Annotated in this window: 12 protein-coding genes and 1 riboswitch; of the genes, 6 read left to right on the forward strand and 6 right to left on the reverse strand. The window is 70.8% G+C overall.

Features of this window, described 5'->3' with window-relative positions; all coding sequences use genetic code 11:
- Positions 1-31 precede the first annotated feature (31 nt).
- From Q7F20_RS15520 to Q7F20_RS15530, 3 genes are all read right to left on the reverse strand, one after another.
- Positions 32-1,555, reverse strand: coding sequence for an MFS transporter (locus Q7F20_RS15520; protein ID WP_305740971.1), 1,524 nt, complete (start codon positions 1,553-1,555; stop codon positions 32-34).
- A gap of 221 nt (positions 1,556-1,776) precedes the next feature.
- Positions 1,777-2,820: a LacI family DNA-binding transcriptional regulator gene (locus tag Q7F20_RS15525; protein WP_305740972.1), complete on the reverse strand. Its 1,044-nt coding sequence runs from the start codon at positions 2,818-2,820 to the stop codon at positions 1,777-1,779.
- Complete coding sequence (locus Q7F20_RS15530) at positions 2,799-4,859, reverse strand: aldo/keto reductase (RefSeq protein WP_305740973.1); 2,061 nt, start codon at positions 4,857-4,859, stop codon at positions 2,799-2,801. The genes Q7F20_RS15525 and Q7F20_RS15530 overlap by 22 nt, the downstream gene beginning before the upstream one ends.
- Before the next feature lie 184 nt (positions 4,860-5,043).
- Here Q7F20_RS15530 and Q7F20_RS15535 point away from each other — a divergent pair, with 184 nt between their 5' ends.
- The 6 genes from Q7F20_RS15535 (at position 5,044) to Q7F20_RS15560 (ending at position 9,067) form a co-directional block, all read left to right on the forward strand.
- Positions 5,044-6,345, forward strand: a complete 1,302-nt coding sequence (locus Q7F20_RS15535; protein ID WP_305740974.1) for an ABC transporter substrate-binding protein — start codon at positions 5,044-5,046, stop codon at positions 6,343-6,345.
- Positions 6,342-6,599: a hypothetical protein gene (locus tag Q7F20_RS15540; RefSeq protein ID WP_305740975.1), complete on the forward strand. Its 258-nt coding sequence runs from the start codon at positions 6,342-6,344 to the stop codon at positions 6,597-6,599. Before Q7F20_RS15535 ends, Q7F20_RS15540 begins: the two co-directional genes overlap by 4 nt.
- 78 nt (positions 6,600-6,677) lie before the next feature.
- Complete coding sequence (locus Q7F20_RS15545) at positions 6,678-7,361, forward strand: carbohydrate ABC transporter permease (protein WP_370871706.1); 684 nt, start codon at positions 6,678-6,680, stop codon at positions 7,359-7,361.
- Complete coding sequence (locus Q7F20_RS15550; RefSeq protein ID WP_305740976.1) at positions 7,358-8,218, forward strand: carbohydrate ABC transporter permease; 861 nt, start codon at positions 7,358-7,360, stop codon at positions 8,216-8,218. The genes Q7F20_RS15545 and Q7F20_RS15550 overlap by 4 nt, the downstream gene beginning before the upstream one ends.
- A 63-nt stretch (positions 8,219-8,281) precedes the next feature.
- Positions 8,282-8,830: a TetR/AcrR family transcriptional regulator gene (locus Q7F20_RS15555; protein ID WP_305740977.1), complete on the forward strand. Its 549-nt coding sequence runs from the start codon at positions 8,282-8,284 to the stop codon at positions 8,828-8,830.
- A 66-nt stretch (positions 8,831-8,896) separates the two neighbouring features.
- Positions 8,897-9,067: a hypothetical protein gene (locus Q7F20_RS15560; protein WP_305740978.1), complete on the forward strand. Its 171-nt coding sequence runs from the start codon at positions 8,897-8,899 to the stop codon at positions 9,065-9,067.
- Positions 9,068-9,276: 209 nt separating this feature from the next.
- On the opposite strand, the gene ribH is transcribed toward Q7F20_RS15560, so the two are convergent.
- The 3 genes from ribH to Q7F20_RS15575 are packed head-to-tail and all read right to left on the reverse strand — an operon-like array spanning position 9,277 to position 11,125.
- Positions 9,277-9,756 (reverse strand): 6,7-dimethyl-8-ribityllumazine synthase, encoded by a 480-nt coding sequence (gene ribH, locus Q7F20_RS15565; RefSeq protein WP_305740979.1) that lies wholly within the window; start codon positions 9,754-9,756, stop codon positions 9,277-9,279.
- On the reverse strand, positions 9,753-10,445 hold the full coding sequence (gene ribB / locus Q7F20_RS15570; RefSeq protein ID WP_370871707.1) for a 3,4-dihydroxy-2-butanone-4-phosphate synthase: 693 nt from the start codon (positions 10,443-10,445) through the stop codon (positions 9,753-9,755). Before ribB ends, ribH begins: the two co-directional genes overlap by 4 nt.
- Positions 10,445-11,125, reverse strand: a complete 681-nt coding sequence (locus Q7F20_RS15575) for a riboflavin synthase (protein WP_305740980.1) — start codon at positions 11,123-11,125, stop codon at positions 10,445-10,447. The genes ribB and Q7F20_RS15575 overlap by 1 nt, the downstream gene beginning before the upstream one ends.
- A gap of 90 nt (positions 11,126-11,215) precedes the next feature.
- A riboswitch (FMN riboswitch) is annotated at positions 11,216-11,350 on the reverse strand.
- Positions 11,351-11,547 lie beyond the last annotated feature (197 nt).

Genomic DNA, 11,547 nt, shown 5'->3' on the forward strand with positions numbered 1-11,547 from the left:
CGGCGGGGCGGGGCCGGCGGGGCGGGGCGCCCTAGCGGCGCTTGAGCATCACGACGGCGCCGGCGGCCGCGACGACCATCAGGAGCGCCGCCACCCCCGCCGTCACCGTGACGCCGGAGTCGAACGCCGCCCGAGCCGACTCGAGGAGCGCCTGTCCCGCCGACCCGCCGAGGGACGCCGCCGCCGAGACCGCACCACCGAGCGTCTCCGACGCAGCGGTGTGCGCCGACGACGACAGTCCGCCCGGCACCACGACGTGCGCCCGGTACGCCGTCGCCAGGATCGTCCCGAGCACAGCAGTCCCCAGCACCGCACCGATCTCGTACGCCGTCTCGGACATCGCCGACGCCGCGCCCGCCTTGTCCGCGGGGGCCGTCGAGATGATGAGGTCGTTCGTGACCGTCTCGGAGGCGCCGATCCCGATACCGAGCAGCACGAACGCGAACGCGAGCGCCACGATCGAGGCGTGGTGCCCGAGGACCGCGACCATCGCGTAGGCGGCGGCCGAGAAGAGCAGCGACACGGCGACGACCCAGCGCGGGGCGACCCGAGCCACTATCGGCACGACGACGAGTCCCGCCACGATCGTGAGCACCGACCCCGGCACCAGCACCAGGCCGGACGCGAAGGGGTCGAGACCCGCGACGAGCTGCAGGTGCTGCGCGATGAAGAAGAGGAACCCGGTCAACGAGAACATCGCCGCCATGTTCATGAGCACGCTGCCGGTGAACGCCGTGCTCCGGAAGAGCCGGAGGTCCAGCATCGGAGTCCGCGAGCGCAGCTGTCGACGGACGAACGCGATGCCGCACAGGACGCCGACCGCGAGCATCGCGATGGCGAAACCTCGCTCCTCGGGATGGACGACCGACTTGATCGCCCACGCGGTCGGGGCGAGGGCGCCGAGCGACAGGAACATGCTCGGCACGTCGACCGGCCCCGGGTGCGGGTCGCGGGACTCCGGGACGCAGAAGGGCACGGCCACGAGCATCACGACGAGGATCGGCACCGCGACGAGGAACACCGCACCCCAGTGGAAGTGCGCGAGCAGCACGCCGCCGACGAGCGGCCCGAGGGCGTTGCCCGCGGCGAACATGGTGGACCAGACGGCGAGCGCCATCCGCCGCTCCCCTGCGTCGACGAAGACGTTGCGGATGATCGACAGGGTCGCCGGCATGAGCATCGCACCGAACACGCCCATGACGATGCGAGCGGCGACGAGCATCCACGCGTCGGTCGCGAAGGCAGCGGCGACGGAGAAGAGCGCGAAGCCGCTGGCACCGATGACGAGGATCCGACGGCGCCCGATGCGGTCGCCGATGCTGCCCATCACGACGAGCAGTCCGGCGAGGACGAGCGGGTACGCGTCGACGATCCAGAGCTGCGTGGTCGCGTCCGGGTTCAGCGCGCGCGAGATCGACGGCAGCGCGAAGCTCAGGACGGTGTTGTCCACCGAGATGAGGAGGACGGGCAGCATCAAGACAGCGAGGGCGGCGAACCGACGGGCTCGGCTGCCGACGGCAGTGGTGGGGACCGGGCTGGTGAGCAGGGCGGACACGGTGACTCCAGGAACTTCGAGCCGGACCAGGTCGACGGCGGAACTGACGAACGGGCCTGACCGGACGCGGGGTGTGCACGCGTCTCGCCAGGACTCCGTTAGTGTACCGTCTGGACGGTATTGGTTGCAAATGCAACCGATGGCGGCCTGGAGGCGCGGTGCGGGGCCGAACCGCGCCTCCCGTCCGTCTCCTGGTCGCGCTCTCCCCGTGGGCCGCCTCGTCAGGCCGACTCGCGCAGGAGCAGGCGGTGCCGCACGGTGCGCTGCACCGCGTCGCCCTGCCGCGGCAGCTCGCCGGCGAGCATGCCGAGGGCGAGGTCGAGGGCCTCGCGCGCGACCTCGTCGAGGTCCACCGCCAGCGTGGAGAGCGTCGGCGAGACGAGCGAGCCCAGCGGCAGGCCGTCGACGCCGACGACGCGGACATCCCGCGGGACGTCGACGCCCGCCCGTCGACACGCCTGCAGCACCCCGAGCGCCATCACGTCGTTGAAGGCGAGGATCGCGTCCTGCCGTCGGCGTCGCTCGAGGATCCGTGTCGTCTCCTCCGCGCCGCACTCCGCCGTGCCGTGCTCGGCGTGCACGAGCTCGGGCAGGTAGCCCCGCCGCTGGAGGGCGTCCATCATGAGGATCCCGCGGACGCTCGTGTGCTCCGGGGAGGAGTTGTCGAGCACCACCGGGTGCCGGACGCCGGTGGCGACGAGGTGGTCGGCGAGGACCTCGACCGCGTCGGCGGGGTCGATCCAGACGGCCGCGGTCGGCGGCTCGGAGTACGGATCGAGCTCGACCATGGGGACGGTGCCGAGGAGTTCGCGCCACCGGTCCCGGCGGGAGCCGAGGTACCCGATGACGACGTCCGTCTGCGACCCGAGCGCCTGGACCATGCGGTCGGCGTCGCTCGCCAGGTCGACGTCGGCGAGCATGACGTTCCACCCCTGCTCGGCGGCGAGCCGGAAGACGGCCGAGGCGAGCTGCGGCGTGTAGGGGTTGCGCAGGTCGTTCACGACGAGCCCGAGCTGGTGGTCGCCGCCCGTGACGAGCCCGCGGCCGAAGCGCGACGGGCGGTAGTCGAGCCGCTCCGCCGCGGCGAGGACGCGCTCCTTGGTCGCCGCGCTGATGCCGGACATGCCGTTCATCGCGCGCGTGACGGTCTGCCGGGACACACCGGCGGCCGCGGCGACGTCGATGATCGTCGCGCGGCCGCCGGTGGTGCTGCCCGCGGGGAGCGGGTCCGGGTGCTGCGGTGTCAGTCGCGGAGGTCCAGCCATGCCACCTGTTCCGGAGTGAGGTCGACGGAGAGGCCGGTCATGGACGACCGGGCTTCCGCGATCGTACGCGGTCCGAAGAGCGGGAACGTCGGGAACGGCTGGTGCAGCACGTAGGCCAGGGCGATCGCCGTCGCGGGGACGCCGAACCGCTCGCCGAGCTCCGACGCTCGGCGGAGTCGCTCGAAGTTGTCGTCGCTGTAGTAGCAGCGCACGAGTTCGGCGTCGCTCGTGTCCTCCGGCTTGGCCCGGCCGGTGAAGAAGCCGCGCGCCTGCGACGACCAGGGCAGCAGCGGGACCTGGCGCTCCTCGAGCCACTGCTTCGACGCGGCGTCGGTCGCGTGGCGGCAGCCGGCCCACGGCACGTCGTACGCCTCGGCCAGACCGAAGTGGTTGCTCAGGACCTCGAACTCGTGCTTGCCGTTCGCGCGGGCGTAGGCGTTCGCCTCGTCGAAGCGCGCAGGCGTCCAGTTCGATCCGCCGTAGACACGGATGCGGCCGGCGCGGCGGTGCTCGTCGAGGACGTCGACGAACTCCCCCACCGGGATGTCCTCGTTGTCACGGTGCATCATGTAGATGTCCGCGTAGTCGGTGCCCTGGCGCTCGAGGCTCTCGAGCAGCTGCCGGGTGAGGGACTCCGGGTCGCAGTGGGGCGTGTGTGCGCCCTTGGTGATGACGACCACGTCCTCGCGGACGCCCCGGTTCTGGATCCACTTGCCGAGCCGGCCCTCGAGCACGCCCCCGCCGTAGATGTACCCGGTGTCGAACACGTTGCCGCCCTGCTCCACGAACAGGTCGAAGATCGCGCTCGCGTGCGCCAGGTCGGGCTGGTTGTCGACGCCCATGACCAGACGCGACATGCGCTTGCCGACGCCGGCGACGTCGCCGTAGCGCATCGGGTTGTCGGCGCGGTCCGGCTCGTGCGCGGCGACCGTGAGGGGTCGACCGCTGACGGTCGGGATGTCCGCGGTCTCGGCCTCGAACGGGAAGCGGAGGCCGATCGCGGCACGCCACTTGTCGAGGGTCCGCGCGGTGGCGAGCGACTCGTCGAGGGTGAACTGGGGAGCGTCGACCCGCCCGGCAGCGAGGGCCGCGGTGGTGGCGTCGGCCTCGAGCGCGTACGGGTGTGCGCCGGCGAAGGACAGGGTGCGCGGGTCCTCGTCGATCGTGCGGATCTCGATCGTGGGGTCGTCACCGAGGGTCCACGGGTCGGTGAGCGTGATCTTCCCGGTGGTGCCGTGCACGACCACGGCGTTGTCGTCCTGCACCCGGACGCCCGTGCGGAGGTTCGCCGTGATGCCGCCGCCGTAGGTCAGCTGGGCCACCGTCCACTCGTCGACGCCGGTCGGGCCGAGGCTCCCCGTCGCGGTGAGCTCCGTGGGCTCCGCGACGGCGACGCCGGTCGCTGCCTGCACGATCGCGGCCGTCATGGTCACCGGGTAGCCGCCGACGTCGAGGATCCCCCCACCTGCCGTGTCGACGTCGAAGAGGCGCCCGGACCGGTCCCCCGCCCGGAACGCGAACGAGGCGTCGACGTGCGTGACGGTCCCGACGGCCCCCTGCCGGACGAGCTCGAGGAGCGCTGCGGTCTGCGGGTGGAAGCGGTACATGTACGCCTCGACGAGGGGCAGGCCGGCCTGGCGTGCAGCGTCAGCGAGTGCCATCGAGGTGCCGTGGTTCGGTGAGAGGGGCTTCTCGCACAGGACCGCCTTGCCGGCGGCAAGAGCCGCGAGGACGAGCGCCGCGTGACCGGTGTGCACCGTCGAGACGTAGACGGCATCGACGCGCGGGTCGGCGAGCACCTCGTCGTAGGTCGCCGCGGTGACGTCGGCGAACCCGTGCTCGGCGGCTTCGGACGCGAACGCCCCCGCCCGCTCCGGCGACGAACTGCCGGCGGCGACGAGGGTGGCCCCGACCTCGCTCGAGGGCAGCTGGGAGAGGAAGCGGCGGGCGATCCCGCCGGGCCCGAGGACCGCCCAGCCGGGGGTGTCGTGTCCGGTCGTGGAGGTGCTGCTGGCGGTGGTCGCGGTCTGCGCTGACATGCGGATCCCTATCGTGTCGTGAACCTTCACGGTCCCGACGAACGTACCCGTCGCGCGCGGCACCTGCAACGATGCAGACGCTTGACACGGCGTGTCGGCAGGAGCATGCTCTGACCACTTCGTGAGCGTTCACGGTCGAGCGCTCCACGGTCGAAGCATCTCAACGACGAGAGCAGGCACTCCAGTGACAGCAGCAACGCACAGTCTCAGTCGGCGGGGGTTCCTCGCCGGCGCAGGCGCCCTCGGCGCACTCGCCACCACGGTCCTGGTCGCCGGGTGTTCCACCGGCACCGCGATCTCGAAGGACCCGGACGAACTCGTCCTCTGGTACTGGAACCGGTCCCTCGACCCGAAGTTCCTGAAGCAGGCGGCAGGGGGCATCAGCGGCCACGAACCGATGCGGTTGCGGCCGGACCTCATCGGCGGGGCGTCGTACGACACCAAGTTCCGGACCGCCCTCGCCGGCAACGCGTTCATCCCCGACGTCCTCATGGTGAACTCGAACTGCTGGCTCTACTTCCCCGATGAGGAGCTCTTCACCGACTTCGACCCCTCGGCCACCGAGAAGTCCGCCTACTACGACTGGAAGCTCTCGCTCGGTCGGACGCCGTCCGGGCGGCAGTGCTTCTGGCCGGTCGACACCGGACCCACCGGCTTCTTCTACAACCAGGACGTCCTGCGGAAGGCCGACCTCCCGACCGATCCGGACGAGGTGAGCGCGGCCATCCAGTCCTGGGCGGACTTCCGGACCTTCGGCAAGCAGATCAAGCAGAAGACCGGAGCCGCGACGATCATCACCGCGACGCAGCTCTTCAACCAGTTCGTCTCCGCGAGTCCCACGCGGTACTTCGACCGGGACGACCAACCGCTCTACCACGACGACGACAGCTCGATCCGGAAGGCCTGGGAGAACGCGGTCGAGTCGATCCACGCCGGCATCACGGGCAACCTGCAGTCCGGGACCGACCAGAACGCCGGCTGGGTCGCGGGTCGGGTCGCCGGGCAGATCGAAGGCGCGTGGTGGACGCAGATCATCCACGACACGGCCCCGGACCTGTCCGGGAAGTGGCGGATCGCCCGGCAACCGGAGCGCCCGGGCAACAGCGGTGGATCATTCCTCGCCGTGCCCAGGACGTCGAAGGACCCCGAAGCCGCGGTGGCGTTCGCCAAGTGGATCACCGGCGCGGACGTGCAGTCCCACACCTACAACGACATCCAGCTCTTCCCGTCGACCCCGGCGTCGTTCGAGAACGGCATCATGCGCAACCCCGGCGACTTCTTCGGGGACCAGAACCCGCTCGACTTCTTCAGCAAGGCCGCGCCGGAGGTCCCCGTGACGTACATCTCGAACTCGGAGCGGTTCATCGGCGCCTTCGCGACCGAGATCACGAACGTGGAGTCGGCCGGCAAGGACCCCGAGCGGGCATGGCAGGACGCCCTCGACCAGACCGACCGGGTCCTGGCGAAGCGCGGGGTGTCGGCATGAGCGCCCCGATCCGCGAGAAGACCGCCACCACCGCGAACCCCGTCGTCGGAGGCACCCCCACCGCCTCGATCTCCACCGCGGCGACGGGGCACCGCTTCAGCCTGCGCCGGTTCTGGCCGCAGTACGTGGCGATCGCGCCGTTCTACGTGCTCTTCCTCGTGTTCGGGCTGTTCCCGATCGTCTTCTCGATCGTGCTGTCCTTCACCGACTGGGACGGCGTCGGCTCCCCCGCCTTCGTCGGCCTCGCGCAGTAGCAGTACCTGCTGACCGACCCGCGGTTCTGGAACGCCGTCTCGAACACCTTCATCATCTGGATCATCTCGACCGTCCCGATGCTGTTCCTCGCCCTCGTGCTCGCGTTCCTGCTGCACGGCAACATCCGCGCGAAGGGCTTCTACCGCGTCGCGTTCTTCATCCCGAACGTGACGAGCATGGTCGCGATGGCGATCGTGTTCGGCTCGGTGTTCTCCGACGGGTTCGGCCTCGTCAACGCCGCCCTCCGTGCCGTCGGTGCCGACCCGGTCGGCTGGCTCTCGTCGTACTGGGGCATCAAGGTGACCATCGCGGTGATGGTCATCTGGCGTTGGACCGGGTACAACGCGATCATCTACCTCGCCGGCCTGCAGTCGATCTCGACCGAGCTGTACGACGCCGCGAAGGTCGACGGCGCGAACACCTGGCAGATCTTCACCCGGATCACGATCCCGATGCTGCGGCCGGTGATCCTGTTCACGGTCATCACATCGACGATCGGCGGCCTCGGGCTCTTCACCGAGCCGCAGATCCTGTTCAACGGGCAGGCGGTCGGCGGCCCCGACGAGGCCGGCATGACGATCGTGCTCTACCAGTACGACCAGGCGTTCAACCAGTTCGACTTCGGGTACGGCTCGGCGATCGCGTGGGTGCTGTTCTTCTTCTCCGTGGTCTTCGCGGTCATCAACTGGCGACTGCTCAGCGAGCGTGACGGCCTGAAGACCCCCCGACGACTGCGCACCACGAAGGGGGTCCGCGCATGAGCGCCGACACTGCACCGAGCACCACGAACACCGCAGCGGCCCTCGGGCGGCCGAACGCCGCGGCGGAGCGACCGGACGACCACCGGCGAGGGTTCCGCCACGGCTGGGTCGGACGACTCGTCACGCACCTCTGCCTCGTCGTCGGCGTCGTGCTGTCGATCTTCCCCTTCTACTGGCTCCTCGTCATGTCGACGTCGTCGAACGCGCAGATCTTCGGCTACCCGCCGTCGCTGTGGTTCAGCGACCACACCGTGCAGAACCTCGCCACGGTGTTCAGCAGCGTCGACATGCTGCGGGCGCTCGGCAACACCGTCATCGTCGCCGGCGGCACCGCGGTCCTGGTGATGCTGTTCGACTCGCTGGCCACGTTCCTCGTGCCCGGGAGCCTGTCCCTCGTGCCGAGCTTCGTGCTCATGGCGCACCTCGGGTGGATCGGCGGACTCCAGGCGCTCATCGTCCCGGGAGCGGCGAACGCGTTCGGCATCTTCCTCCTGCGGCAGTTCGCGACGGGGTCCATCCCGAACGAGGTCATCGACTCCGCCCGCGTGGACGGCGCCGGGTTCTTCCGGACGTGGTGGTCGATCGCCGTGCCGATGCTCCGCGGCGGACTGGCGTTCCTCGGCATCTTCACCTTCATCACCGCGTGGAACGACTACGTGTGGCCGTTGATCGTGCTGATCGACCCGAAGGGGCAGACGCTCCAGGTGGCACTCGCCTCGCTCAGCTCGGTGAACGCGACCGACCTCGGATCCGTGATGGCCGGCGCGGTGATCAGCGTGTTCCCGCTCATCGGGGTGTTCATCATCGGTTCGAGGCACTTCATCGCGAACATCGCGGCGGGGGCGTTGAAGGGCTGACACGACCCGCAGGCGCCGTGGAGGATGGCCCACGGCGCCTGCGCTGCATGGCAGACTTCCGGCATGGCAAGCGCCCGCGATCGTGTCCTGGACAGCTTCGTCGCCATCGTGTGCGAGGAAGGAGAGCGTCCGGCGACCCTCGACGCCGTGGCCGCTCGAGCGGGAGTGTCCAAGGGCGGACTGCTCTACCACTTCGGGTCGAAGGCCGCCCTGGTCGAGGGCCTCTGCGAGCGTCTGTCCGACCTGTCGGCCATCGACGTCGAACGCATGCGTGACGCCGAGGACGGCGCCGCCCGCTACTTCGTCCGGAACTGCCAGTTCGTGGGCAGCGAGCTCGACCTCGCGCTCCTCGCCGCGAGCCGACTGCAGCAGGCCGGCTACGAGGAGGCCGGCCGCACCCTCGACGACACCGAGAACGCGTGGTTGGCGACCCTCGTCGACTCGCTCGGGGACGTACCCACGGCGCAGGCGATCAAGCTCATGGGCGACGGGCTGTACCACGCCGCGTCGCTCGGCGCCGCGAGCGAGGTGCGGCCCGATCGTGCCTCGGTCGACATGGAGCCCCTCCTCGCCGTGGTCGACCGGCTCATCGCCACCCGCCCCGGAGCGTGAACCGAGTTCGTCGCTCCTGGGGATAGACTGGGTTCGATCCACCCGCCTGATTCCGGAGGTACCACTGTGGGCCGCGTCATCGCCGCTGTTTTCTCGATCCTGCTGCTGCTGGTTTCGATGTACCTGTTCGGCTTCGCGTTCCAGGTGAGCTCGGGTCAGGCGTTCATCTTCATGGGCGGTCTCGTGCTCATGTGCCTCGCCTTCTTCCTGCCGATCCACGTGTTCGGCAAGCGGTAGTCACCACCGCCGCACACGACGGCCCCGTACCTCTCGAGGTGCGGGGCCGTCGTCGTTCCTGTTCCGGTGCCGCGCGACGAGCACACGGCTAGCGACCGCGCCCCGCCACGGTCATCGCGCCCCGATGAGTCGGGGCGCGATGACCGTGGGCGGGCGCGATCCGCCGACGAGCGCGCTCGGCAGCGCCAGCGCCCGCGTCCGCCAGCCGCCTACGCCAGCACGCGCAGCCGGCGCAGCGTCACCGCGGTCGACACGGCCGCGTGCACGGCCTCGGCGCCCTTGTCCTCCTTCGAACCGGGGAGCCCGGCACGGTCGAGGCCCTGCTGCTCGTCGTCCAGGGTCAGCACCCCGAAACCGACGGGCTTGCCGGCATCGATCGCCACCTGGGTGAGACCGCTCGTCGCCGCGTCCGAGACGTACTCGAAGTGCGGGGTCCCTCCGCGGATGATCACGCCGAGGGCGACCGCCGCGTCGAACCCGGCCTCGAGCGCCGTCTTGGCGACCACGGGCAGCTCGAAGCTCCCGGGGACTGGGATGACCTCGGCGGTGGCGCCGAGCCGCTCGACCTCGCGCTGCGCCCCGGCGAGGAGCCCACCGGCGATCTCCTCGTGCCACTGCCCGGCGACGATCGCCACCCGGATGCCGCTGCCGTCGACGTGGTCGCGCTCCGCCGCGCCTGCTCCGCTCATCGTGCCGTTCCTTCCGTGGGTGCGGACTCCGCCGCTGCCCGGTCTGCCGCGTCGAGCCACTCGGCGAGCGCGGCGATGGTGATGACGGGCACGCCGGCGCGTGCCCCGAGTCCGAGGAGTCCCGGCAGACGCATCATGCTGCCGTCCTCGTCGACGATCTCGCAGATCGCCGCGGCGGGCCGGAGCCCTGCGGCGGTGACCAGGTCGATCGCGGCTTCGGTGTGACCCGCACGTTCGCGGACCCCGCCCGGCCGGGCGCGCAGGGGCACGACGTGTCCGGGCCGGTGCAGGTCGTGGCGCACGGAGGCGGGGTCGGCGAGGACCCGGAGCGTGTGTGCACGGTCGTGGGCGCTGATGCCCGTGGTGACACCGACGGCGGCGTCGACGGTCACGGTGTAGGCCGTCCCGCGGACGTCCTCGTTGTGCGCGACCATCGGCGGGAGGTCGAGCGCGTCGGCGATCTCGACGCTCACGGGTGCGCAGATGAACCCCGACGAGTGGGCCACGGTCCAGGCGATCCACTCCGGGGTCGCGAGTTCAGCGGAGAGGATGACGTCGCCCTCGTTCTCGCGGTCCTCGTCGTCGGCGACGATCACGGGGCGCCCGGCCGCGACGGCGGCGATCGCCTCGTCGACGGTCGACAGCCCGAGGACGCCGGGGACGTCCCGGGGACGTGCCTCGGCGACCATCACCGCGCCCCCCGGCCGAGCGCGGCACCGTCGAGCGGCTGCGCGGCGCCCTCGAGCGGCCGTGCCGCGGCGTCCAGCCGCAGCATCCGTCGGACGTGCCGGGCCAGGACGTCGGTCTCGATGTTCACCCGGTCCCCCGGCACGCGGGCGCCGAGCGTGGTGGCCTCGAGCGTCTCGGGGATGAGGTTCACCTCGAACCAGGCGTCCTCCGCCGGGGCGTCCTCGGACGAGACCGCACTGACCGTCAGCGACACGCCGTCGATCGCGATCGAGCCCTTGTCGACGACCAGCGGGCTGAGGTCCGGCGCGAGCGAGAACCGCACGCGCCGCCAACCGTCGCCGTCCGCGGTCTCGAGCACGGTGGCGGTGCCGTCGACGTGGCCCTGGACGATGTGCCCACCGAGCCGGTCCCCCACCGAGGCCGCGCGCTCGAGGTTGAGCCGGTCGCCGACGGCGAGCGACCCGTGTGCGCTCATGTCGAGCGTCTGCTTCATGACGAAGGCCGTGAAGGTCTCGGGGGTCTGCTCGACGACGGTCAGGCAGACGCCGCTCGTCGCGATGGAGTCGCCGTGCCGGGCGTCCTGCACGACGACGGGTCCGCGGACGGTGAGCGCGACGGAGTCGCCGTGCTGCTCGACGGCGGTGACGGTGCCGAGTTCCTCGATGATGCCGGTGAACACTGGTGTCCTCTCAACGGGACTCCGGGGTGTTCGACGATCGTCGGCATCGACGGACGGGTCGCGCCCACGGGTCGTGGAGCGTCTCGTCCGCCAGCGCGCCTCCCATCCGGACTTTCACCGTCGGTCCCGGAGTTTCACCGAGTCAACCTCTGCCGGGTTCGCACCCGTCATCAGTTCGTGGACTGTCACCACCGGTTCGGACTTGCACCGACCCCGGAGCGCTTGCGTACCGGGAACGATACCCCACCCAGGTGACGGACACGTTGCGCCGGTTCTGCGGACGTAACGGGGCGTCGCGTGACGGGGCTGCGATCCAGGAGGCGCGGTGCGGCCGGTCCCGGCGACCTCCGCCCGTCAGGCGGTCACGCTGGCCGCGGGGCGGACCGGCACCGCGCCTCCCGAGCCCGCCTCGGGCGTGCGCC

This window comes from Curtobacterium sp. A7_M15, assembly GCF_030705415.1.
Classification (GTDB): Bacteria; Actinomycetota; Actinomycetes; order Actinomycetales; family Microbacteriaceae; genus Curtobacterium.